Raw genomic sequence first — 23207 nt, forward strand, 5'->3', positions numbered from 1 at the left:
AGGTGCAGCGCTTCTTTGTCCAGGCATTACAACTCGATGACTTCACCCTCCAGTTGGAGGGCGCAGAGCCTGATTCTATGGAGGCATGAGACCGTCACTATGGCGAATTTCAACTCCGAAACGTGAGTTACCCACATAGATCCGGATCGGATGGGCAACGTCCGCGCCCTGGGCTCGAGCCCAGCCTCGACGCCGGGCGGACGTGCCCATCTTGCAAGACGCCGAGCTGGGAGGATGGGCACGCCCCGCGACCCTCGGCACTCCGAAAGCAGCGTATCGCCAGGGCTTTGCCCATCCTACGGGATCGGAACCGTGGGTATGTTGTTCCCCGGAAATCGCCTAATCAGCGTCACCCGGGCCAGGACTGTCGCTTGCCGGCGGATCAACTGACCGCCCGGGGCAAGGTCAACCGGGCCTGGACGCCCTCGGGCTCAAGATTCGCGAGCAGGATGGAGCCGCCGTGCAGCTCGGCGACTTCGCGCACGAAGCTCAGGCCAAGCCCGGTGCCTTTGCGGCCCGCTGACGGGCGCGGCAGCGAGAAGAAACGCTCGAAGATCTTCTCCCGGGCGTAGTCGGGAATACCGGACCCCTGGTCGCTGATGTCGACCTCCAGCCTCGGCGGCTCGTCGCGGCCCTTACCGCGCTCCAGCTCGCGCAGTTCGACCAGGACGCGCCCGCCGTCCGGCGAGAATCCGACGGCGTTGTCGAGCAGGTTGGCGAATGCGCGCGCGAGCAGGAAGGCATCGCCCTGGACCAGCAGCGGGCCATCGGCCTGGACCTCGAAACGGATACCGCGTGGGGTTGCCAGGGGGGCGAGCGCGGTGACGCCGTCCTGGATCAGTGCTGCAAGATCGATGGTTTCGGACTGGGCCAGGGCCTGCTGCTGCTCGACGCGGGCGAGCTCCAACAGGCGCTCGGCCACTTGCGCGAGGCGGTCCGACTGCTCGCGGATGTTGGCAAGGAAGCGCTGGCGCTCCGCCTCGGGCATGTCCGGCTCACCGAGCAGCTCGGCCGCGCCGCGAATGGCGGCTAGGGGGCTCTTCAGCTCGTGCGTCAGGGTATGCAGGTAGCGCTCGACATACTGTTTGCCCTCCAGGCGCTCGCGCATCTCGCCCAAGGCGTCGGCCAGATCCGCCAGCTCGCGCGCCCTTGATTTGGGCGGTGTGCTGCGACCGCCCGCGGTGACCTCGCGCGCGTAGCGGCGCAGGCGCCCGATGGCGCGGGTCAGATGCCAGGTGAAGAGCGCGCCGATGAGCCCCGTGATGGCGAGCAGGACTAAACCGCGCTCGCGGATCTTGGCCTTGCTGCCCTCGACGATGGGGGCGACGCTGTTGCCGGGCTTGCCAACGCTGACCACGCCGATGACACGCTCACCGTCCAGCACCGGGGCGGCGACATGCATGACGGAGGAACTGTCGTCGCCTGGCCGCGTGCGTGTCGAGCGCGCGCCATAGCGTCCCGTCAGGGTGAGATAGACGTCGTTCCAACGCGAGTAGTCTTGGCCGATCTGGTCCGGCTCGGTCGAGTAGAGCACCTGCCCCGTGGCATCCGTGACATAGATCCGCAGATCCAGACTGCGCTTGCTGTGCCGCCAGATGCTGGCGTCGACCGTGCGCCAGCGGTAGCGCTCCAGGGCCGCGCCGATCCTCTGCCCGGCCTCGGCCCGGCGCTCCGGCGCGCCACTCAGCGCGGGCGCCGCCAGCTCGGCGATGAGGTTGGCGCTGTCGACCAGGGTGTCTTCCATGGCGTCGCGCACGCCCGGCTTGACCTCCTCGACGAAGACCTCCAGCACGAACCAGGCGGCCAGGCCGACGATGAGAAAGTAACCGGCCGCGAGCTGGAGCGAGACCCTCACGGCTGGATCTCCAGCGCATAGCCGAGGCCGCGATGGGTGCGGATGGGATCGGCGTCCGAGCGCACCTCGCGCAGCTTGGCGCGCAGGGTCTTGATGTGGGTGTCGACGGTGCGCTCCAGGCTGTGATCCGGATGGGTCCAGACGCGCTGCATGAGCTGGGCGCGGCTGAAGACACGGGCGGGCGCGCCGACCAAGGTCGCCAGCAGCTCGTATTCATAGCGGGTGAGATCCAGCTCGACGCCGTGATAGCGGATGCTCCGGCGGGCCGCGTCGATCGCGAAGGGGCCGCCAGTGGACGCGGCCACGACCGGCATCTCCGGGGCGAGCCGCCGCAGGATCCTGCGCACCCGCACCGCCACCTCGCGCGGACTGAAGGGCTTGACCACATAGTCGTCCGCGCCCAGTTCGAGTCCGACGATGCGGTCGATCTCATCGCCACGCGCGGTCAGGAAGAGCACCGGCAGCTCGCTGGCACGGCGCAGCTCGCGGCAGACCTCGAAGCCGTTGAGGTCCGGCAGACCGACATCCAGCACCATGAGATCGACACCGCCCTCGAGCGCGCGGGCGAGCCCCTCGCGCCCGAGCAGGCAATGGACGGTCTCGAACCCCTCCGTGCGCAGGGCATAGATGAGGGTATCGGCGATGGCCTGCTCGTCCTCGACGATCAGGATGTATCTCGACTGGAGGGACATCGACTGGAGGGACATCGGACCTCGGCTAGGTTGGGCGGCAGCGGGCTCCGCGAGGCGCGGAGCGCCGGGGAGCGCGTGGTACCGTGCGCCGTTTCGTTGGGCCTCGTCCCTCGGCCCAACCTACGCCGCTGACAACTGACAACTGACGCCAAGTCTACAACTCCATATTCCCCCGATACTTCTTCTCGCACTGCAGAACCATCTCCATCGAGACCTGCGCCGCGCCCTCCTTGGCGGCCTCCTTCTCGATGATGCGGCGAATCATGGGGCGCAGGAAGGCCGGTGCCTCGTGCACGCGCTCCTGGGCGTCCGCGTGCCAGCCGACACCCAGCTTCTTGTTGAACCAACTTCCGGGTGCCGGCGGCGGCTCGGTCGCCTCGGCGATGGAGAGGCCGGGATCGCCGCCGAACGCCGCCTCGGCGAGGACGTCGGACATGGATCGGCCGAAGGCGCGCGTGAAGACGGGAAACGCGGGATCGTTCTGGAAGATGACCTTCTTCATCTCCATGAGCCGCTCGCGCCGCGCCTGGACCAAGGTCGCGTCCTCGTCGCGCCGGGCCGGCGCGATGTAGGCATCCCGCCAGGTCTCGATGGTGGCCTGGAGCGCACCGAGGAAGCGCTCCGGCGCGATGGCTTTGAAGGCGCAGTGCATGAGGTGCGGCGAGGTGACGGCGGCCAGCCATTCGAGCGGGGTGTCCGGGAGGTCCATCAGAGGCCGATGCGTCCGCGCGACGGCCTCGAAGGGGGTCATGTCCATGCCCGCGGAGCAAGGCGCCAGATCCAGGGTCAAGAGGGTCTTGTCAGGCGGATGGCCGCCGACGTGCAGCAGAAGGGCCGGGATGTCGTACTGCACCCGCGGGTAGGCGAAGATGACGAGCCCGGCGCGGCCCCGGCGCAGGGAGTAGCGGTTGATCATCACCCGATCGAGCTTCTCGCCCTGGTAGATCCGCGCGCGGCTGCGGACGAACTTCTCGGGGGTATGCCGGAAGGCGCCGCACTCGCTGAAGTCGTCGCGGTTCAGGAAGCCCTCCAAGAGGTCGAGGAAGAGCGTCTCGTGCCGTTCCCAGATCGTCGATTCAGGCTCGCTCACACTGTCGTCAGTCATCTCCACCTCGCAATGCGGCTCGATGCCGCGAACGATAGCGGCCCCGAAGGGACGCTGCAAAGAAGCGCGGGCGGGCAAACCGGGGATCGATCGGCGGCGCTCAATGCGCGGGATCGCTGATCAAGGCGAGCATCTCCTCATAGCCGATGCGGCCGCTGTCGCCCGTGCCCTCCAACAGGTCGTTGGCCAGGTCGCGCTTGCTGGCGTGGAGCGCGAGGATCTTCTCTTCGATGGTGCCCTTGGTGACCAGCCGGTAGATGGTGACCGGGCGCTCCTGGCCGATGCGGTGGGCACGGTCGCTGGCCTGGTCCTCGACCGCCGGATTCCACCAGGGGTCCATGTGGATGACATAGTCCGCCGCGGTGAGATTGAGCCCGGAACCGCCGGCGCGCAGGCTGATGAGGAAGAGGTCGCCCTCGCCCGCCTGGAAGGCCGCGACGGCGGCCTTGCGCTTGTTCTCCGAGGTCGAGCCGTCTAGGTACTGATAGCTGATCCCACGCCGATCGAGATAGGCGCGAATGAGGCTCAGGTGGTCGACGAACTGACTGAAGACCAGCGCCTTGTGGCGGTTGTCGAGCAGATCGTCGAGGATGTCGCCGAAGGCGTCGAGCTTGGCGCTGGCGAGATCGCTGTCCGGCAGGACCAGCTTGGGATGGCAGCAGGCGCGGCGCAGCCGCATGATCTCGGCGAGGAGTCGCAGGCGCTTCTGGCCAGGGTTGACCTCGTCGCTCTCCTCCAGGCGCTCCATCGCCTGCCGCCTGAGCGCCTCGTAGAGTGAAGCCTCGGCGGAGCCGAGTTCCAGCTCCAGGGTGATCTCGGTGCGCGGCGGCAGCTCGCTCAGAACCTCGCTCTTGAGGCGGCGCAGGATGAAAGGCCGCAAGAGCTGACGCAACCGCTTGCGGGCACCCGAGTCCTGATGCTGCTCGATGGGGATGGCGAAGCGTTGGTTGAAGGTCTCCAGCGAGCCGAGCAGGCCCGGATTGATGAAGCGGAAGAGGTTCCACAGCTCGCCCAGGTGGTTCTCGATCGGGGTGCCAGTGGTGATCATGCGAAAGCCGGCGTCAAGCTTCATGATCGCCTGGGAGCGCTTGGTAGTGGCGTTCTTGAAGGCCTGCGCCTCATCCGCCACCACGGTCGCCCAGCGTACGCCCGCAAGCCGCTCGGACTCGCTCTGGAGCAGCCCGTAGCTGCTGACGATGAGATCGAAGGGACCGGCTTCTTTCAGCATCTGTTCGCGATCCCCGGCGCCGAAGCGCTTGGGCTGGAGCGTCGGCGCGAAACGCCTGGCCTCCGTCATCCAGTTGGCGCAGACGGACATGGGCGCCAGCACCAGCGTCGGACCCTCGGTCGCGCGCGAGAGGATGAGCGCCAAGGCCTGGAGCGTCTTGCCGAGCCCCATGTCGTCGGCCAGACAGGCGCCGGCGCCCCAATGGGCGAGCCGCGCCAGCCAGCGGAAACCCTCGACCTGGTAGTCGCGCAGCTCGGCCTGCAGGGTCGAGGGCAGTGCCGGCTCCAGCTCGCGGACCTCGGCCAGGTGTTTCAGGGTCGCCTGCCAGTGGGCGCTGCGCTTGACCTCCATGCCCTCCAGGCTCTCGTCGATCGCGGCGGCGGCCAAGGGGTGGAAGCGGCCGCGGTCGGTCAGTCCGGCGAGGCTCTCCAGGCGTCGGCGCAGGGCGTCGCTCAGCGCCAGGAACTCGCGCTCGCCGAGGCGGATGAAGCGCCCCGGCGACGCCTGGACCAGCTCCAGCAGCTGTTGCATCCCCACCACCCGCCCATCGTCCAGGGCCAGCTCGCCCTCCAGGCCAAGCCAGTCGCGCTGCTTGTTCACACTCACGCGCATGCGCCCGGCCTGGACCTCGGAGGTCAGCCCGATGCGCTTGCCCTCCGGCCATTGCAGCACCACGGCGTCTTCAAGCGCATGCAGCTGCTCCAGGGCGGTCAGGGCCTCCTCCGTCGACTCCAGCACCCAGACCCAGTGCTCGTTGCCGGCCAGGGCCGGGCAGGCATCCAGCACCGCCTGCGCCGCGCGGCGCTCGCCGGTCAGATTCCGCGTGGTCTGCACGGCACGCCCCTCGACCTCCGCGAAGAGGGTCGCCATGCCTTGCCCCGGATGCAGCCGCGGTCCCTTCTCGCCCAGCGGCTGCATGAAGAGCTCCAGGGCGAGACCCTCATCGACCGGATTGAGGTGAACATAGGGGCGCGTGTCGGCGTCCTGGGTCTCGGCCAGATGCTCGGTCCCGCCAATGGCGGAATGCACGGTGAGCAGCGGCGCGAGGGCGGCGATGCCTTCGAGGACCTTGTCCTTGCCGCGCTCCGGGACCTGCAGACCGTCCTCGCCGAGGAGCTTGGCGATCCGCCGATGCGAGGCATCGAAACGCACGAGCCGCAGACGCTGCGGCCCATCCTCTTGGATCAGCAGGTTCGCCCCCTCCGGCGGGAAGGGGTTGATACGCACCAGGATGCGGCCCTTGAGCGTCGTGACCTCCAGGGCGGGGCCGGCAGGCACCAGCTCGAGCGGGGCATCCATGACACCCGGACGGAAGATCCTGGGATGCCCGACGGCGGCGAGCAAGGCCCGATCCGAGTCGAGACGGTAGTAGACACGCCCGTAGTTGCCGTACCAGCCCTGCTCTTGCTCCTGGCTGATGGCGGCGAGGATGCGCCGGTCCGCGTCCGTCAGATAGTCGAATTCCTCGGGCGACTCGGCCAGGCGCGCCAGGGCCACCGGCCGCCCGGCGGTCCAGCTCCCGCGCTTGTTGCGCTTCTGCTCGCGCGGCTCCAGCTGGCCCTCACCGCCGTAGAGGCTCAGCACCCAGGCCATGCGCCGGTCGGCACCTGGGACATCGCCCGTCGCCTTGCCCTCGTCGCCGGCGCCCAGTCCCTTGAGCGCCTCCAGGGCGATCTCCCACTCGGACTTGGGGGCCAGCAGCCCGACCAGGCTCACCATGCCCTCGGGTCGCGCGCCGAGCAACTCCTTATCCAGGGATCCGCCCAGCGCGCGCAGCAGCTCCGCGCTCTCCCAGGCGTACCAGAGGACACCCGCCTGCACGGCGGCCTCATGCTGGGACGCCAGATCGATCAGCGCCTCCTCCTTGGGCCGTTCGCCGAGCCAGTGCAGCGCCAGAGCCTGGAACAGGCGCTCGTAGGGCCGACCGGTGCGCTGCGAGCGGCGAATCCAGACGGACTCGTGGAGACGCTGGCGCCCACTCAGCACATTGACCAGGTCATCGAGCAGCCGAAACGTGTGCTCGAAGCGATCCGTCACCGGGGCGCGTAAGGCAATACCGGTCTGACGCTGGACAGTCTCCAGGTCTGCCGCCGTGCCACGCCGCAGCAAGGCAAGCAGATGCAGCAGCCCCGGCAAACCAGGGATATAGAGATTGCGCTTGCGCGTCTGGCGCCGCTGGGTGGTGAGGTGGAGGTCGAAAACGCCAATCGCCTCCTCGTAGCGGCCCTGCACGAAATGCAGCCAGCCGATCAGGGGCAAGGCCTCGGGCGTGACCCGCTCGGCGAGAATGGGGCCGGCCTGGTCCGGCCGACCGTCGAGCAGGGCGCGCTCGGCGAGCGCCATCGCCGCCTGCGGCTGCTCATCCATCAATGGCGTCAGGGTTTGCCGGGCGATGGTCTCCAGGTCTGAGCTGGGCGTGAGCCGATAACCGCCTTCGACCAGCGCCGGGGCCAGCGCCAGGAGGCGCAGGCGCGGCGCCAGGGTCGCGAGCCACTCCGCGTCTGGAGGCGTCGTGCAGACCTGGCTCAGGATCTCAACGGATTGGTACGGAATGGGCTCGCCGGGTTTGCCCGCAGGGGCGCCGACGATGCGCAGCACCTCGTCCTCGCGCCCCGCGTAGAGCGCGTTGCGCAGACGCCGTGTCAGTCGGCTGGGAGGCTCCTTCTGCCAGCTGTTGAGCGGCTTGGCGCTCACCACCGCCTCCGCCGCCGCGACGATCTGCTCGAAGTGCCCTTCCCTCACCGTCTCGCGGGTCAGGAGCTCGACCAACTCGGGGGCGCAGCCCCAGCCACCCTTGGTGTCGAGGAGGCAGCCAGCCGCAATCAGGCGCTCGCGCAATGGCCCCACCACCAGCTCCACGAGCGGCCGTCCGCTCTCACCCTTCCAACTCAAGCCCCTCAGAATCCGCTGCAGCGTCGTCTGAGTGAGGGGCTCGTAGACGACGGACAGGACGTGTAGGATGCGGCGCTCGTCGGCGCTCAGCGCTTGGCAGGATTCACGTGGATCGGTCATGAGGGGATCAGGGTCTCGGGCAGCACATAGCCCAGTTTCGAGAGGGCCTTTTGGAAGGCGTTGAGCTTGGCCTGCGGGACGACGATCAGACGCTCGCCCGCGCGCAGACAATAGGCCGCGGTCGCCGCATCCGTGCAGAGCATGGCGGCAAAGGCGGCATCCCGGCAGTTGAAGAGTCGCGCGGCACCGCCGTCGCGCAGGGCGTCGGCCCGTTCCTCGGCCACGGCAAGGAAGTGCGCGAGCGCGTCTGGAAGCGCGCCGTCGAGCGACTGGACCAGGAAGTCGCGCAACCGCCCGCGCTCCTCGACGCGGGCAGCCGATGCGACGGCCGCCTCCGGGCGCAGCTGCCAGCGGCCGTCGGCGCGCGGCTCGGCATATTGGGCGAGCACCAGTTCCTCCGCCGCGAAGGGCTCGCGCAGCAGGGTCAGCGTCAGGTCGGGATGCGCCCGCAGGAGCGGCGCGACAGCGTCCAGCATGGGGACATAGCTGTCCGACAGGCCCAGACAGAAGGCGCCGAGCGCATTGAGCCGCAGATAGAGCAGACCGTCGTAGCGGCTCAGGAAGGCGAACTCATCGGTGCCCCAGCAGTGACCGAACCCACCGCGCACGTGATCGGGCAGCGTGTAGACGACATCGATCAGGCCAAGGGTGGCGAGGTACTCGAAGAGGTACGCCAGCGCATACCTGGCCTGCAGGATGTCGAAGCTCGCGGAGCCCTCGTAGCCCAGACTGCCGTAGTTGGCATCGACGAAGTAGAGCTTCCAGGGGTTGTCGGTCACCGCGAAGTCGTAGCCCTCCAGGCGCATGTAGCGGAAGAAGTGATCGAGATGGATCCACTCCCCGGGCGGGCAGGCGGCGAGCATGTCGGCGATGGCGCGGCGGCGACCGGCGACCGCGGTGAGGCGCGCGCCCTTGCTGGTCTGGCCCTTGATGAGATCGACGCGCCGCAGCTCGTCCGGCGACCCCTTGGTCTGCCAGCGCTCGAAGAGCAGCTTGACGGTCGACTCCAGCGGCTCGCCGAGCGCCTTGCGACCCTTGGGCGTGAGCGCCAGCTTGCTGCCGTCGATCTTGGCCAGCCCACCGGCCTGCAGCAGCAGCGGCCAGGCGTAGGGCTTGATCGGGCGGATCGGCCCGCCGGCCCAGCGCCGCCGCTCCTCGTCGTCCTCCGGCCGGTACCAATCCCCGCCGACCAGAAGGCCTTCGATCAGCTTGAGTGAGGCGGCACTGGCGACGCCTGTCTTGGGTCCGACACTGACGCGCCCCGTCTCGATCAACCTGAGCAGGGCGGGGAGATCCTGGCGGACGAGCGGCTCGGTGCTCTGGCGCCAGACGGCATAGCCTTGGGTGTCCTCATCGTCCAACCGAAAGGTCTCGGGCACGGCCGCCTGCGGCGTCGTCTCGATCCGATTGGCCTCTGGTCTCGGCGCCATCTCGGCGAGGCGCGCACGCAGATCGGACGGCATCTCATCCGGGTAGAAGAAGAGCGGCAGATAGCTGGGCTCCACCTGGCGATCCCGGCGGCCGTATCCGTAGCGGTAGGGGTCGGATTCATAGTGGGCGGGCAAGGCACCGTACTTGACCCGGAAGCGCGCGCGGTCGAAGCGACCCGACCAGGCATGCACCGCCTCGGAGATCGCCTTGACATCCAGATCGCTCAGCGCCTTCCAGATCGGCGCCAAGTCACCCTCCAGCAGCGCATGGGCGATGACCGCGACGAGATCCCCCTTGCGGGTCGGGCGCTGGTCCGTGTGGATGAGCTTCAGCCGCGCCTTGAGCTGATCGACGGTTTGCGCCTCGAGGGCGTCGCGCAGATTCACTTCACCCTCAATCAGCGACGGCGATGCTGGATGAAGCGCTCCAGCAGGGCCTTGGTCGAGGCGTCATGCTTCGCGGTGACCTTGCCGCCCTCGATCTCGGCGAGGATGACGTTGGCGAGCTTCTTTCCAAGCTCCACGCCCCATTGATCGAAGGAGTTGATGCCCCAGACGACGCCTTGGGTGAAGATGCGGTGCTCGTAGAGCGCGATCAGGGCGCCGAGGGTCCGCGGCGTCAAGCGCTCCATGAGGAGGCTGTTGGTCGGGCGGTTGCCGGGGAAGGTGCGGTGATGCGCCAGCAAGCGCGCCTGCCCGTCCGCCACGCCGGCGGCCTGCGTCTCGGCCAGCGCCTCGTCGAAGCTGCGTCCGCGCATCAGCGCCTCGGTCTGGGCGAAGAAGTTGGCCATGAACTTGGGATGGTGGTCGCCCAGCTCATTGTGGCTGTGAATCGCCCCGATGAAGTCGGCCGGGATCATCTGGGTGCCTTGGTGGATGAGCTGATAGAAGGCGTGCTGACCATCGGTGCCCGGCTCGCCCCAGACGACCGGCCCCGTGGCGTAGTCGATCGCCACGCCCTCGCGGGTGACCCTCTTGCCGTTGCTCTCCATGTCTCCCTGCTGCAGATAGGCCGGCAGGAAGCGCAGCGACTGGTCGTAGGGCAGCACGGCGTGCGTGCGGGCACCGGCAAAATTCGCGTACCAGACCCCGATCAGACCGAGCAGCGCCGGCATGTTCTCCTTGAGCGGGGCCGTGCGGAAGTGCTCGTCCATGGCGTGCGCGCCTTCCAGCAGCTCGACGAAACGCTCGAAGCCGACGGCGAGCGCGATCGGCAGGCCGATGGACGACCACAGCGAGTAGCGCCCGCCGACCCAGTCCCAGAAGCCGAACATGTTGGCGGTATCGATGCCGAAGGCGGCGACCTTCCCGGCATTGGTGGAAACGGCCACGAAGTGTCTGGCGACCGCCGCCGAATCCCCCAGCGCGGCGCGCAGCCAGTCCCGCGCGCTGGTCGCGTTGGTCATGGTCTCCTGGGTCGTGAAGGTCTTGGAGGCGACGATGAAGAGGGTCGTTTCCGGATCCAAGCGACGCACGGTCTCGACCAGGTGGGTGCCGTCCACGTTGGAGACGAAGTGCACCCGCAGGCTCTCGCTCTGATAGGGCGCCAGCGCCGCGCAGACCATCTTCGGCCCAAGATTCGAGCCGCCGATGCCGATGTTGACGACGTCCGTGATGCGTTTGCCGGTGTGGCCCGTCCACTCGCCCGAGCGCACCCGGCCGACAAAGGCCTCCATGCGGGCCAGCACGGCATTGATTCCGGGCATCACATCCTTGCCGTCGACCAGGATCGGCCGGTTGGAGCGATTGCGCAGCGCAATGTGCAGCACCGCGCGATCCTCCGTGTTGTTGATGGGCACGCCGTCGAACATGCGCCGCGTCCAGCCCTTGAGATCAACCGCCTCGGCGAGGTCGAGGAGCTTGTCGAGGCTGTCGCGCGTGAGGATATTCTTGGAGTAGTCCAGGTAGAGTCCGGCCGCGGAGAGGCTCATGGCCTGGGCGCGGCCGGGATCGGCGGCGAAGAGGTCCGCCATCCGGACGGCCTTCATCTCGTTCCAGTGCCCTTGCAGGGCCTGCCATTGCGGGGTCTGGCTCACGAGCGACATAGTGCGCATCTCCTCGGTTCGATAAGACTGAATTCGGGTGCTCGACTGGGGGCGCATTGGAACATACTCGCGGGGCTTGGGCGATGGCCCGGCCCCCAGCCAGCAGCCCCAGATGCGCGCGTGACGCGTTCCGATTCACATCGCATTGCGCCACTCCTGATCCTCCCGATCGAACAGCCGATTGGCCTCCACCGGCCCCCAGGAGCCGGCCGGATAGGTATGGATGAAGTCGCGCTCGGTGGCCCATAGCTTGAGGATCGGGTCGACGACGCGCCAGGCCCAATTCACTTCGTCATAGCGCAGGAAGTGGGTGTGGTCGCCCTCGATGACGTCGAGGATCAGCGCCTCGTAGGCGTCGATGTGCTCGGGCGGCAGGGTGCAGCTGCTGGCATCCAGACGCTCGGTCTGGGCGCGCATCTCCAGCCCAGGCTGCTTGACCTGGATCTCGATGCGCATGCACTCGTTCGGCTGGATGTTGAGCAGGAGCCAGTTGGGCTTGAGCTGTTCGATGGCCGTCGCGCGGAAGAGCTGCTGGGGCGGGTGCTTGAAGCGGATGGCGATCAGCGAATTGGTCTGACCGAGCCGCTTGCCGGTGCGCAGGTAGAAGGGCACGTTGCGCCAGCGCCAGTTGTCGATGTAGAGCTTGAGCGCGGCATAGGTCTCCGTCGTGCTGTTGTGCCCCACGCCGGGCTCATCTCGGTATCCGGCCAGCTTGGTATCGCCCGAGCGCCCCGGCCCGTACTGTGCTCTGAACGCCTGGGCGTGGACGGCCTCGCGCGGAATCGCCCGAATCGAACGCAGCACCTTGACCTTTTCGTCCCGCAACGCCTCGGCGTCCAGACTGGGCGGCGGCTCCATGGCGACCAGGGTGAGCATCTGCAACAGATGGCTCTGGATCATGTCGCGCATGGCCCCCACGCCATCGTAGAAGCCGGCGCGTTCCTCGATGCCGCGCGACTCGGCGTGGGAGATCTGGACATGATCGATGTAGTTGCGATTCCAGAGCGGCTCCAGGATGAGGTTGGCGAAGCGGAAGACGAGGATGTTCTGGACCGTGCTCTTGCCGAGGTAGTGGTCGATCCGGTAGATCTGATCCTCGCTGAAGCAGCGCTGCAGCCGCTGATCCAGGATGCTGGCGCTCTCGAGATCGAAGCCGAAGGGTTTCTCCACGACCAGACGCGACCAGCCGGACGCTTGGGCATTCAGCCCATTGGCGGCGAGCTGGTCGACGATGTGCCCATAGTGCCTGGGGGCGACGGCGAGGTAGGACATGAGATTGTCCGGCAGGTCGTCGTCGCTTCTCAGCCGTTCGGCCAGTCGCACGAAGTCCTCGGGCCGCTCCAGATCGCCCGAGACGAAGCGCAGGCGGCTCAGGAGCCGAGCCAGCGCGTCCTCGTCCAGCGTGCTCCCGAGTCGCTCGCCCAGACTGGCGCGCACCTCGCCCCGCCAGTCCTCATCCGACCACTGGCGCCGGCCAAAACCGAGGATCCTGCTCGCCGGATCGAGCCGCTGGGCGGCCTCGATGTGGTAGAGCGCCGGTAGTAGCTTGTAGGTCGCCAGATTCCCAGTCGAGCCGAAGATGATCAGGCTGCAGGACTCCTGCATGGCCGGTTACCTCCCTCTAGGTCAAGTGTGCTAACGTGAAGTCCGTCATAGTGTTTCCATCCTCCCACCGAACATCTGACAGGCCCAAGCGCCTGGAATTCGAGACCCCGATAGAATGGCGCAGTCACCCCCCCCTTCCGACGTCCCAACCCTGGAGCCGAGCCGTCTGCGCGTGCTCATGGCCTGCAGCGAGGCACATCCCCTGGTCAAGACCGGCGGTCTCGCCGATGTCGCCTCGAGCCTACCCATCGCGCTGCGCCAGCTCGGCCATGATGCCCGCCTGGTGATGCCCGCCTACCCCAAGGCCATGCGCCAGGTCCGCGAGCCCAAGCCGCTGTGCACGCTCGCACTGCCCGGCTGCCGCGCCCAGATCGGCATCGTCGAGGGGCGGCACCCCGATCACGATCTACCCGTGTATTTGGTCGACGCGCCCGAGCACTTCACCCGCGAAGGCAATCCCTACACGGATCTCACGGGTCGCGACTGGGGCGACAACGCCGAGCGCTTCATGCTCTTCTGCCGAGCCATCGTGGAGCTCGCCCAGGGGCTCCCCGCACTCGGCTGGCGGCCGGACGTCCTGCATTGCAACGACTGGCAGACAGGCCTTGCGCCAGCCCTGATGCACGGGCTGCCGGAGCATCCCGCGCGCATCTTCACCATCCACAATCTCGCCTACCAGGGACTCTTCGATCGGGCGACGTTCGATCGGCTCAATCTGCCCCCTTCGCTGTGGAGCCTGGCGGGCATCGAGTTCCACCAACGGATGTCCTTCATCAAGGGCGGCATCATCTTCTCCGATCGGGTCAATACCGTGAGTCCGACCTATGCGGAAGAGGTGCGCACGCCCCGTTTCGGCTGCGGCCTGGATGGTCTGCTGCGCCAAATCGGCAACCGCTTCAGCGGCATCCTCAATGGCATCGACTACCAGGTGTGGGACCCCGCGTCGGATCCCTTGATCCTACAGACCTACGACGCGGAGCGTTTCGAGATGAAGGCGGAAAACAAGCTCGACGTCCAGCGCGAGTTTGGTCTGCCGCGCAGCGAGGACGCCTTCGTGCTGGGCTACATCGGACGGCTGGTCGAGCAAAAGGGCGTGGATCTCATCCTCGCGATCCTGCCCGAGCTGCTGCGGGATCCCAGAGTCCAGCTGCTGGTCGTGGCGTCCGGAGACCGCAAGACAGAGCAGGCGCTAGTCAAGATCGCCGAGGAGAATCCGCGTCAGATCGGCGTCTTCATCGGTTACGACGAGGTGCGTGCCCATCGCATCGAGGCGGGCTGCGACGCCTTCCTCATGCCCTCGCGTTTCGAGCCCTGCGGCCTGAATCAGATCTACAGTCTGCGCTACGGCACGCCGCCGATCGTCCACCGCACGGGCGGACTGGCGGACACGGTCACGCCCGCAACGCCAGAGCGCCTGGGGAACGGCACGGCAACGGGCTTCCTCTTCGACGAGCCCAAGCCCGAATCCCTGCTCCACGCCGTCCGGCAAGCCATGCATCTCTATCGCGAGCACCCGCAGGGCTGGCGCCGGCTCGCAACCACCGGCATGTCGCTCGACCTGAGCTGGGAAGCGAGCGCCAACCAATATCTCCAGCTCTATGCGGACGCCATCGCCGAACGGCAATCGCAGGCCGCCACGGCGCTGGCCTGAGGCCGCATCGACCTCCAGAACGCAAAACACCGCATGGTGGAGCAAACCACCATGCGGCGTGACAGCGGGCTCGCCAACCCTGATCAGGCGGCCTGTGCGGGGATGGCGTTGCCCGTGCGAATGACGCGATTCTGCTCGTTGAGGTAGACCAGGGACGGCTTGAAGCTGTCCGCCTCCGCTTCGCTCATACCCGCGTAGGCGCAGATGATGACGCGGTCACCGGGCGCGGCCTTGTGCGCCGCGGCACCATTCACCGAGATCACCCGTGACCCACCCTCCGCGCGAATCGCATAGGTGGTGAAACGCTCGCCATTGGTCACATTGTAGATCTGGATCTGCTCGTACTCGCGAATACCCGCAAGCGCCAGCAATTCGTCGTCGATGGCGCAGGAGCCTTCGTAGTCGACTTCGGCATGCGTTACGCACGCACGATGCAGCTTGCACTTCAGCAAGGTCAAATGCATGGATTCATTCCTCTCTCTGGCCACGCAGGCCACGTCTTCAAGCCAGGTTCTTGAGACTCGCCTATGAAGACTATTTCATTTCAGCTGGCGCCAAGTCTACCGCAGCCTTTGCTGCAACGCAGCACTTGGTTATCCAAGCGCCCGATCCATCACAAAAGCGTCAGCCCTTGGAGCCCATGCCCAAGCAGCGCGAGCCATGATTCAGGGCCGCGCGCGCGTAACCCGCAGATTATCGATCAGGCGCGCGCGCCCTAGATAGGCGGCCGCGAGGATCACGAGCGCGTCGTCCGCGGGGGCGGCCTGGCTCAGATCCGCGGCCGATCGGACGCTCACATAGTCCGGCCGCAAGCCGGCCCGCGACAGCGCCCTCCGCGCCGCGGTCTCAACGGCGTCCGGCTCCTCGCCGGCTTGCAGCGCCGCCGCGGCCTCGATCAACACGCGATTCAACGCCGGCGCACGCGCGCGCTCCTCGGGCGTCAGATAGCCGTTACGCGAGCTCATCGCGAGACCATCCGCCTCGCGCACCGTGGGGACGCCGATGACCTCGACCGGCATGTCCAGGTCCTCGACCATCCGGCGGATCACCATGAGCTGCTGGAAGTCCTTTTCGCCAAAGAGCGCCACCTCCGGCTGCACCATGTTGAGCAGCTTACAGACGACCGTCGCGACGCCGACGAAGTGCCCTGGCCGGCTCGCCCCGCAGAGGATCGTCGACAGACCCGGCACCTCGACCCGCGTCTGCGCCTCCTGACCGCGTGGATAGACCAGGCTCGGCGTCGGCGTGAAGAGCAGATCGCAGCCCTCGGCCGTCAGCAGACGTTGATCTTCCTCGAGCGTGCGCGGATAGGCGTCCAGATCTTCGTTGGCGCCGAACTGCAGCGGGTTGACGAAGACACTGGCGACGACACGATCCGCACACTTGCGCGCCTCGCTCACCAGCACCAGATGACCGCGGTGGAGATTGCCCATGGTCGCAACCAAGGCCACCCGCTCACCCGCCGAGCGCCAGATCGCGACCCGCTCTCTGAGGTCTTCAATACGCGCTACTCGATCCATTCAGCTCGTCCTTCAGTCTCTGCGTTCGTCTTCATCGCTTCCGCGTTCGTCTTCAATAGGGTGTCTCGGCCTCGGCGGGGAAGGCGCCGCTGCGGACGGCCTCGACATAGCCACGCACGGCCGACCCGATGGAGCCGCATTCACCGAGAAAGTCGCGGCTGAAGCTCGGCGGGCGGCGAGTGTTGAGGCCGAGCATGTCGTAGAGGACCAGGACCTGCCCATCGCATGCCGCCCCCGCGCCGATGCCGATGACGGGAATAGACAGGGTGCGACTGATCTCGCCGGCCAGGGCCGCCGGCACGCATTCCAGCACCAGGAGACTAGCGCCGGCGTCCTGCATGGCCAGCGCGTCATGGCGAATCGCCTCGGCCGAGGCGTGATCCCGACCCTGGAAACGATAGCCGCCGATCCGGTTCACGGATTGCGGCAGGAGTCCCAGATGCGCACAGACCGGGATACCCTGCTCCGACAAACGGCGCACGGTCTCCAGCATGGGCGCCCCGCCCTCCAGCTTGACGACCTGAGCACCGCCGTCCTGCATGAGTCGGGCCGCGTTGTCCAGGGCGCGCTCGGGTGTCGCGCAGGCGAGGAACGGCAGATCGCCGACTACCAGCGCACGTCCCCGAGCCCTGGCCACGGAGGCGGTATGATAGACCATGTGCTCCATGGTCACCGGCACGGTCGTCTCATGGCCTTGCAAGACCATGCCGAGCGAATCGCCCACCAGCATCACATCCACCCCGGCCGCATCGAGCAGGCGGGCGAAGCTGGCGTCATAGCAGGTCAATGAGGCGATGCGCTCCCCGCGCGCCTTCATGGCGGCGAGGGTCGCGACGGAAACGGGGGCAGCGGACATCAAGGGCTCCGGTGGGGAGAAAACTAGCTGGAGGATAGTCGCCGCCGCCAGATGGTGCTAGCGCACCACGCTGACCTCGGGGACAGCTGACGACAGCGGATCGGGGTGGCGCGAAGGAGGCGCGACAACCTGCATGGACAGGCCGCCGACAGCGGCGCTCAGCCGCTCAGCTCATTACCTGACTGGTGATCATTACCTGACTTGGCCGATTTCCGACGCCGGCGCGGGCGACGCCGCCGCGCGGAATCCGTCATGCTGGCCCGCTCCTGGCTGCTCGCGTCTTGGAAACGCGTCCACCAGGCGGCCAACTCCGGATCGGCCTCGCCAGCCTCGGCACGCAAGACCAGGAAGTCATAGGCCGCCCGGAACCTGGGATGGGTCAGGAGACGATAGGGACGTTTGCCGTCGCACTGCTCCAGCCTCGGCTGCAACGCCCAGATCTCGCGCATCGGCAGCGAGTAGCGCTTGGGAATGGCGACCAGCGGCTGCTGCTGGGAGCTGATCTCGGACGAGGCGACCAGCATGGCCTCGTTGGCCGACATGCCCTCGCCGGTCTGGAGTTGATTGAAGCGCTGCCGCACGGGCTCCCAGAGCAGAACGGCGAACAGGAACGCCGGCGTGACAGGCTTGGACTCCTGCATGCGCTTGTCGGTGTTCGCAAGCCCGCGGCTCACGAAGGTGATGGGGAATGCCTGATCCTCAAGCTTCAGGCATTCCTCGGTCGCCGGAAAGAGCTGACCGAAGAGCCCGTAGTGGCGCAGCTTCTCGAAGACCTCCAGCCCATAGCCGGATTGAAACAGCTTGAGCAGTTCATCGAACAGACGGGCGGCGGGAATGTCCTCCAGCAGACGCCCCAGCGCGAACAGCGGCTGCTCCGTCGCCGGATCGATCGTGAAGCCCAGCTTGCAGGCAAAGCGCACGGCACGCAGCATCCGGACCGGATCCTCGCGGTAGCGCTGCTCGGGATCGCCGATCATGCGGATTCGCCCCGCCTGGATGTCCTCCAGACCATTGGCGTAGTCGATCAGCGAGAAATCCTCGATGTCGTAGTAGAGCGCATTGATGGTGAAATCCCGCCGCAGCGCGTCTTCCTCGATCGTGCCATAGCTGTTGTCCCGCACGATCATGCCGTTTTCGAGGCATCGATCCGCCGGAGCGTCGTCCGCGCCGCTGCCGCGGAAGGTTGCCACCTCGATGATGTCACGCCCGAAATGAACGTGCGCAAGCCTGAACCGTCGCCCGATCAGCCGACAGTTGCGAAAGACCTGGCGCACCTGCTCGGGGGTCGCGTCGGTTGCGATGTCGAAGTCCTTCGGCTCGTGCCCAAGTAGCAAATCGCGCACGCCACCACCGACGAGATGCGCCTTGAAGCTCTCCTGCCGAAGCCGGTAGAGGACCTTCAGGGCGTTCTCGCTGATGTTCGCCCGAGAGATGCTGTGCTCTGGACGGGGCACGATGACGGGGCTCGCGATGGGTGTCGTATCGGAGAGAGGGTCGGATTCCTGCATGACCGTATTCGTTGGAGGTTCCTTCAGCCTGAAGCGGCGGGGCGAGCCTGGGGGGAGCTAATCCATAACCCGCCAGCAGAGCTCGGAACAGCCGATTGCCAGGGTGGCAGTCACTGCCACTTGTTAAACAAATTTTCGCGAGTATAATACGCGATTCCTGACAGCAATACTGCTCTCTTCGTCTAGTGGTTAGGACGCTGGCCTCTCACGCCGGTAACAGGGGTTCGAATCCCCTAGAGAGTACCATCTCCTGAATCAAGCGCCTTCGCCCTTCCGGGCGCGGCGCTTTTTTCATGCCCGCCACTCCAGAAGCGCGCCACTCAAGGCCGCCACCAGTCAACACGCCCCAACCACAGACTTCGGCCTAGCCGCCGAAGAACCCGCGACAGGCGCCAGAATGCCGGGGCTCGAGCGCGGCGCGCAGACACCCGAATCGCCGCCCCTTTTCGACCAAGCAGCACAACGCCTCGGACGCATCGATGAGCCTTGGCGCGCAAACGCCCCGGAATCCCATCGCTACAGACATTTAAACGCCTACCCGCCAAAACGCAGACGGCGCCGGTAGCCTATGGCTACCAGCGCCGCACTGAATCAGCATCTACACGCGCGCTTCGACCGAAGCAACTGCGAGCCTCTGCGCACTGCGCTGGAGACTCTACTTCGTCTAGCCCGGCACCATTCTTCGCCGAGCCGCGCCGAAGGCTACGAGCAGCTTACTGCCAGCCCAGACCGACCGCGAACACGACAGCGTGGACGGCGATCGCGAGGACCAGCAGCGCGTAGAAGATGGGCATCAGCCAGGTCGAAGGGTTGACGACGAGCCAGATTTTCCAATCGTCAGCTGGGTTGTTGGGCTTGTTCATAAGATTGGCCTCTTAAATGACTCGTTTCAGAACCAGGGATTGGCGGCGATGACAAACAGGTGCGCAAGTGCGGCCAGGCCGACGAACGCGGTGTAGGTCACCTTGAACTGCTCGTGAAATTCTTTAGCTTGCTGCTCGGTCAGCCCGGAAAGACTCGGTCCAGCCATCGGCTTGGTCTCCATGCTTGGTTTGCCAATTCCGCCACCCTTCGTGCGGGCTGCGGGAGTTTTCGATTCAGCCATTGATATGACTCGTCAGAACAAAAACGGTGTTTCGTCGGCTCGCGCTCTAGCTCGGCGCAGTGGCGTCTGCCGCGGGCGGCAGCGTCAAACCTAATCAGGTGCGGCTGATTCAGGGAACCCGCTGTAGCGAACCTGGCTGTCATCTTAACTTGACACCCGGTATTGTCAATACGGATTTACAAATAAGAGTTGAGCCAGGACAAGTCGAACACCCGCGCGCCCCAGGCGGCAAGCGGCATCCGATTCGACACCATCGAAATAAAAACATGAAAAACAAGCGGATGATCTTTGAAAAAGGAACATCGCCTCAGCACGGGCGCGCAGCAGGCATGGTCTCGAAGAATCGCGGCTCATCTGCCGTCTTGGCGTGAAAACCAGGTACTCACCGGCTCACGGAATACCCAGCCACTTGTGGAGCTGCAGACTCAAGCGCCAGCGTGGATGGGTCTTGCAGAAATCGACCGCGCGCGCCGTATTGGCCGCCAGCGCAGGCCCGTCCATCGGCTGCAGGAAGAAATGGCGGAAGCCGAGCGCGGCGAAGGACTCAGGATCCGCGCCTAGCTGCGGGTAGACGAGCTTCAATTCGTCGCCCGAGGTCACGACCAGCCGCGCCCCCGCCTTGGGGCTGACGCACAGCCAGTCGAGGCCAGGCGGCACCTCGCGGGTTCCATTGGTTTCGACGGCGACCTCGCAGCCGCGCGCGTGCAGCGCCTCGATCAGGGCGGAGTCCAACTGCAACAGGGGCTCGCCGCCCGTACAAACGACATAGGGCCGCACAGCGCCATCGCCGGCCCGCGGCCAAGTCGCGCAGAGCCGGTCGGCAAGGCGATCGGCATCCGGGTAGCGACCACCGCCCTCGCCGTCGGTGCCGCGAAAATCGGTATCGCAGAATCGACACATGGCCCCGCCGCGATCGACCTCGCGCCCAGACCAGAGATTGCAGCCGGCGAACCGGCAGAAGACCGCCGGGCGGCCCGCTTGAGCCCCTTCGCCCTGCAGGCTGTAGAAGATCTCCTTGACCCAGTAGCTCATGTCGGCAGCGCCGGCCCCAGCTCGCCCCAGCAGAGCGAGGCACCGCAGCCGGGCGTCTCCTGCAGGTCGATCCGATCCAGCTGCGGCAGCTCGGCGGCGACCGCCTCACGCAGCCAGAGCGCCAGGGTGCCGGGATCGGCCGAGGACAGATGCGGCAGCTCATCGAGCCGATGGTGGTCGAGACGCTGATAGAGTGGCTTGAAGAGCGCCTTGACGTCGCCGTAGTCGACCGTCCAGCCCAGGACCTCGTCCAGCGGAGCGGTGAGATGCAAGCGCAGCAGATAGCTGTGGCCGTGCAAACGCCGCCGCGAGTCGCCCTCCGGCGCGGCGGTCAGCCTGAGCGCGCTTTCGAAGCGCTGTTCCTTCCAGATACGGTAGTGGCATCCGTCGTAGTGACAGCCGGCCGTGGCCGTCTCATAGACGGTCACCCAGGACAGATGGGGCAGCTGGGGCTTGAGACGCTGCCAGATCCAGGCCGAGAGCATCTCGCTGGTGGGATTCTCGAGTCCGGGGATCTCATTGAGGCAGCTGTGGTGCAGCGCATCCCGCAAGGGTTCCCAAACCCTGGCGAGCAGGTCGAAGTCGACCCCCATGTCTTGCCCCGCGAGATCCTGATTGGCATGCAGGATCACCTCGAAGCCGTGACCGTGCATGCGCCCGCACTGATGGCCCTCGGGCACCCGCGGCAGACGGTGGGCGGCCTCGAAGCGGAAGCGCCGCCAGACATGGACCTGATCCGAGCCATCGAGGTCCGCGCCCTGATCGCGCGTGCTCTGGATGCCGACCGAGGCGAGCGCGTTCAGGCCGAGTCGATCCCGCACCCAGCGCGCGAGGTTCTCATCCGTCGGGACCGGGAGCACCGCATTGAGATCCTGGTAGTCCAGGGGAGCGACGCAGGTCTTGAGCGCCTCGCACAGTGCGCTGCTCTCCCCGCCACGAAACCCAGCCCAACCCGGCGCCAGCTCCGCGCGCACACGGGCGACGAAGCTGTGACCATGCAGACGCCGGCAGGGGTGCCCCTCCGGCAGGATGGCGACGCGCCGGGCCGCCTCGAACGGGGCGGCCGCGAGATGAAAGAGCCGCTCTGTCATTGGTCGTCTCCGAATCGCGCCAGGAGCGGGTCAGCCACCCCGGCCTCGGCAAAGCCCTTGGCGCGCAACAGGCAGGAATCGCACTGCCCGCAGGGCCGCCCGTCCTCGGCGGGGTCATAGCAACTGCTGGTGAGGCCATAGTCGACGCCCAGCGCCAGCCCCTTGCGAATGATCTCGGCCTTGCTCAGCTCGATGAGCGGGGTGTGCACCTTGAATGACTGGCGGCCCTCGACACCCGCCGCGGTCGCCAGGTTCGCCATGCGCTCGTAAGCCGCGATGTACTCCGGCCGGCAATCGGGGTAGCCCGAGTAATCCAGGGCGTTGACCCCAATGAAGATGTCGCTCGCGCCCAACACCTCCGCCCAGGCCAGGGCGAAGGAAAGGAAGACGGTGTTGCGCGCCGGGACATAGGTGACCGGGATACCCTCGGCCATGGCGGCCGGGGCGCGGCCCTTGGGCACGGCGACATCGCCCGTCAGCGCCGAGCCGCCGAAGCGCCGCAGATCGATGTCGGCGATCACATGCTCCGCGACCCCCAGCGCCTCCGCCACCCGCGCGGCAGACGCGAGTTCGATCGCGTGCCGCTGACCATAGCGGAACGAAAGCGCGTAGGGGTCGAAGCCCTGAGACTTCGCAATCGCCAGGGTCGTCGTGGAGTCGAGACCGCCGCTCAGGAGCACTACAGCAGGCGTCATGAAGATTCCTCATCCTCTTGGGCCAGCCTCAGCGCAGCGACTTGCCGTCGGGACTCGCACTGGGCGAAACTGGCCCCAAGATATCAATCAAACGAAATCAGGCTTCAGACGATGACAATGAATCGAATCAAGCTCTGGGATCTCCCCACCCGGATTCACCACTGGCTGCTAGCGGTGCTGGTGGCACTCGCCTTCGCAACCGGGCTCACGGGTGGAAACTGGATGGTCTGGCACGGCCGGATCGGACTCGCCATTCTCGGTCTGCTGACCTTCAGGCTGGCGTGGGGATTGGTCGGCTCGACCTATGCGCGCTTCAGTCAATTCGTGCGCGGACCGGGCAGCATTGTCGCCTATCTGCGCGGACGTTGGCACGGCGTCGGCCACAACCCATTGGGTGCACTTTCTGTGCTCGCCCTGCTCGGGCTGCTGCTGACACAAAGCCTGCTTGGGCTGTTCGCCACCGACGACATCGCCTTCAAGGGACCGCTCTACGCCGCCGTTTCGATGGATACCGCGGATTGGGCGGCACGGCTGCATCGTCAGCTCATCTGGGTCGTCGGCGCCCTGGTGATTCTCCACATCTGCGCGACCCTCTTCTATACCTTGATTCGCAAGGACAACATGATCCGCCCCATGGTCAGCGGCTACAAGACGCTCAGCGACTCCGCGGCGGCGTCGGCCACGGGCGGCGGCTTGATCGCATTCCTCTTCGCCTTCGCGCTGGCCGCAGCGGCCGTCTGGGTCGCCGATGGCGGACTCCTGCCGCCACCGCCGCCC

The 23207-nt window shown here is 66.5% G+C and carries 18 protein-coding genes and 1 tRNA gene; 3 read left to right on the plus strand and 16 right to left on the minus strand.

Annotated features, from left to right (window positions below):
* Positions 1-382: 382 nt before the first annotated feature.
* The 7 genes from creC to zwf all read right to left on the minus strand — a co-directional run bounded on the left by creC (position 383) and on the right by zwf (position 12972).
* Positions 383-1855 (minus strand): two-component system sensor histidine kinase CreC, encoded by a 1473-nt coding sequence (gene creC / locus CKO23_RS19375; RefSeq protein ID WP_200333686.1) that lies wholly within the window; start codon positions 1853-1855, stop codon positions 383-385.
* Positions 1852-2562: a two-component system response regulator CreB gene (gene creB / locus CKO23_RS19380; protein ID WP_242482576.1), complete on the minus strand. Its 711-nt coding sequence runs from the start codon at positions 2560-2562 to the stop codon at positions 1852-1854. Before creB ends, creC begins: the two co-directional genes overlap by 4 nt.
* Positions 2563-2701: 139 nt before the next feature.
* Positions 2702-3652, minus strand: coding sequence for a protochlorophyllide oxidoreductase (locus CKO23_RS19385; RefSeq protein WP_200333688.1), 951 nt, complete (start codon positions 3650-3652; stop codon positions 2702-2704).
* Between the two features lie 100 nt (positions 3653-3752).
* Positions 3753-7892, minus strand: a complete 4140-nt coding sequence (locus tag CKO23_RS19390) for a DEAD/DEAH box helicase (RefSeq protein WP_200333690.1) — start codon at positions 7890-7892, stop codon at positions 3753-3755.
* Positions 7889-9709 (minus strand): hypothetical protein, encoded by a 1821-nt coding sequence (locus tag CKO23_RS19395; RefSeq protein ID WP_200333692.1) that lies wholly within the window; start codon positions 9707-9709, stop codon positions 7889-7891. Before CKO23_RS19395 ends, CKO23_RS19390 begins: the two co-directional genes overlap by 4 nt.
* Positions 9710-9720: 11 nt before the next feature.
* Positions 9721-11367 (minus strand): glucose-6-phosphate isomerase, encoded by a 1647-nt coding sequence (pgi, locus tag CKO23_RS19400; protein ID WP_200333694.1) that lies wholly within the window; start codon positions 11365-11367, stop codon positions 9721-9723.
* A gap of 135 nt (positions 11368-11502) precedes the next feature.
* A complete protein-coding gene (gene zwf / locus CKO23_RS19405) occupies positions 11503-12972 on the minus strand; it encodes a glucose-6-phosphate dehydrogenase (protein ID WP_200333701.1) in 1470 nt (489 codons plus the stop codon).
* 115 nt (positions 12973-13087) lie between these two features.
* On the opposite strand from zwf, the gene glgA reads away from it, so the two are divergent.
* A complete protein-coding gene (gene glgA / locus CKO23_RS19410) occupies positions 13088-14623 on the plus strand; it encodes a glycogen synthase GlgA (RefSeq protein WP_200333703.1) in 1536 nt (511 codons plus the stop codon).
* 83 nt (positions 14624-14706) lie between these two features.
* Here the strand turns inward: glgA and panD are convergent, their stop codons facing one another.
* The 4 genes from panD to pcnB all read right to left on the minus strand — a co-directional run bounded on the left by panD (position 14707) and on the right by pcnB (position 18507).
* Positions 14707-15087, minus strand: a complete 381-nt coding sequence (panD, locus tag CKO23_RS19415; protein ID WP_200333705.1) for an aspartate 1-decarboxylase — start codon at positions 15085-15087, stop codon at positions 14707-14709.
* Between the two features lie 201 nt (positions 15088-15288).
* Positions 15289-16143, minus strand: coding sequence for a pantoate--beta-alanine ligase (gene panC, locus CKO23_RS19420; RefSeq protein ID WP_200333712.1), 855 nt, complete (start codon positions 16141-16143; stop codon positions 15289-15291).
* A 52-nt stretch (positions 16144-16195) separates the two neighbouring features.
* Positions 16196-16999 (minus strand): 3-methyl-2-oxobutanoate hydroxymethyltransferase, encoded by an 804-nt coding sequence (panB, locus tag CKO23_RS19425; protein ID WP_200333714.1) that lies wholly within the window; start codon positions 16997-16999, stop codon positions 16196-16198.
* 158 nt (positions 17000-17157) lie between these two features.
* Positions 17158-18507, minus strand: a complete 1350-nt coding sequence (gene pcnB / locus CKO23_RS19430) for a polynucleotide adenylyltransferase PcnB (protein WP_200333716.1) — start codon at positions 18505-18507, stop codon at positions 17158-17160.
* Positions 18508-18678: 171 nt separating this feature from the next.
* Between pcnB and CKO23_RS19435 the strand changes: the two genes are divergently transcribed.
* Positions 18679-18753: transfer RNA gene (locus CKO23_RS19435), tRNA-Glu, on the plus strand.
* A 467-nt stretch (positions 18754-19220) separates the two neighbouring features.
* Here the strand turns inward: CKO23_RS19435 and pufA are convergent.
* From pufA to queC, 5 genes are all read right to left on the minus strand, one after another.
* On the minus strand, positions 19221-19370 hold the full coding sequence (gene pufA / locus CKO23_RS19440; RefSeq protein WP_200333717.1) for a light-harvesting antenna LH1, alpha subunit: 150 nt from the start codon (positions 19368-19370) through the stop codon (positions 19221-19223).
* A gap of 26 nt (positions 19371-19396) precedes the next feature.
* The gene (gene pufB, locus CKO23_RS19445; protein WP_164655027.1) at positions 19397-19537 is read right to left on the minus strand and encodes a light-harvesting antenna LH1, beta subunit; all 141 of its coding nucleotides are present in this window, start codon (positions 19535-19537) and stop codon (positions 19397-19399) included.
* Between the two features lie 465 nt (positions 19538-20002).
* On the minus strand, positions 20003-20644 hold the full coding sequence (gene queE, locus CKO23_RS19450; protein ID WP_200333719.1) for a 7-carboxy-7-deazaguanine synthase: 642 nt from the start codon (positions 20642-20644) through the stop codon (positions 20003-20005).
* Positions 20641-21735, minus strand: coding sequence for a 6-carboxytetrahydropterin synthase (locus tag CKO23_RS19455; RefSeq protein ID WP_200333721.1), 1095 nt, complete (start codon positions 21733-21735; stop codon positions 20641-20643). The genes queE and CKO23_RS19455 overlap by 4 nt, the downstream gene beginning before the upstream one ends.
* A complete protein-coding gene (gene queC / locus CKO23_RS19460; protein ID WP_200333733.1) occupies positions 21732-22430 on the minus strand; it encodes a 7-cyano-7-deazaguanine synthase QueC in 699 nt (232 codons plus the stop codon). Before queC ends, CKO23_RS19455 begins: the two co-directional genes overlap by 4 nt.
* A 117-nt stretch (positions 22431-22547) precedes the next feature.
* Between queC and CKO23_RS19465 the strand changes: the two genes are divergently transcribed.
* Positions 22548-23207, plus strand: a 660-nt coding sequence (locus tag CKO23_RS19465) for a cytochrome b/b6 domain-containing protein (protein WP_346014643.1), incomplete at its 3' end; no start/stop codon positions are given.

The sequence above is a fragment of the Thiocystis violacea genome (assembly GCF_016583565.1).
In the GTDB taxonomy this organism is placed as follows: Bacteria; Pseudomonadota; Gammaproteobacteria; order Chromatiales; family Chromatiaceae; genus Thiorhodococcus; species Thiorhodococcus violaceus_A.

Excerpts from the sequence above, each read along its gene's own strand:
- queE (WP_200333719.1), bottom strand. The coding sequence starts at position 20,644 with ATGAGCTACTGGGTCAAGGAGATCTTCTACAGCCTGCAGGGCGAAGGG.
- queC (WP_200333733.1), bottom strand. The coding sequence starts at position 22,430 with ATGACGCCTGCTGTAGTGCTCCTGAGCGGCGGTCTCGACTCCACGACG.
- pufA (WP_200333717.1), bottom strand. The coding sequence starts at position 19,370 with ATGAACAAGCCCAACAACCCAGCTGACGATTGGAAAATCTGGCTCGTC.
- CKO23_RS19390 (WP_200333690.1), bottom strand. The coding sequence starts at position 7,892 with ATGACCGATCCACGTGAATCCTGCCAAGCGCTGAGCGCCGACGAGCGC.
- CKO23_RS19385 (WP_200333688.1), bottom strand. The coding sequence starts at position 3,652 with ATGACTGACGACAGTGTGAGCGAGCCTGAATCGACGATCTGGGAACGG.
- pcnB (WP_200333716.1), bottom strand. The coding sequence starts at position 18,507 with ATGCAGGAATCCGACCCTCTCTCCGATACGACACCCATCGCGAGCCCC.
- CKO23_RS19455 (WP_200333721.1), bottom strand. The coding sequence starts at position 21,735 with ATGACAGAGCGGCTCTTTCATCTCGCGGCCGCCCCGTTCGAGGCGGCC.
- zwf (WP_200333701.1), bottom strand. The coding sequence starts at position 12,972 with ATGCAGGAGTCCTGCAGCCTGATCATCTTCGGCTCGACTGGGAATCTG.
- panD (WP_200333705.1), bottom strand. The coding sequence starts at position 15,087 with ATGCATTTGACCTTGCTGAAGTGCAAGCTGCATCGTGCGTGCGTAACG.
- pufB (WP_164655027.1), bottom strand. The coding sequence starts at position 19,537 with ATGGCTGGACCGAGTCTTTCCGGGCTGACCGAGCAGCAAGCTAAAGAA.
- panB (WP_200333714.1), bottom strand. The coding sequence starts at position 16,999 with ATGTCCGCTGCCCCCGTTTCCGTCGCGACCCTCGCCGCCATGAAGGCG.
- panC (WP_200333712.1), bottom strand. The coding sequence starts at position 16,143 with ATGGATCGAGTAGCGCGTATTGAAGACCTCAGAGAGCGGGTCGCGATC.
- glgA (WP_200333703.1), top strand. The coding sequence starts at position 13,088 with ATGGCGCAGTCACCCCCCCCTTCCGACGTCCCAACCCTGGAGCCGAGC.
- creB (WP_242482576.1), bottom strand. The coding sequence starts at position 2,562 with ATGTCCCTCCAGTCGATGTCCCTCCAGTCGAGATACATCCTGATCGTC.
- pgi (WP_200333694.1), bottom strand. The coding sequence starts at position 11,367 with ATGTCGCTCGTGAGCCAGACCCCGCAATGGCAGGCCCTGCAAGGGCAC.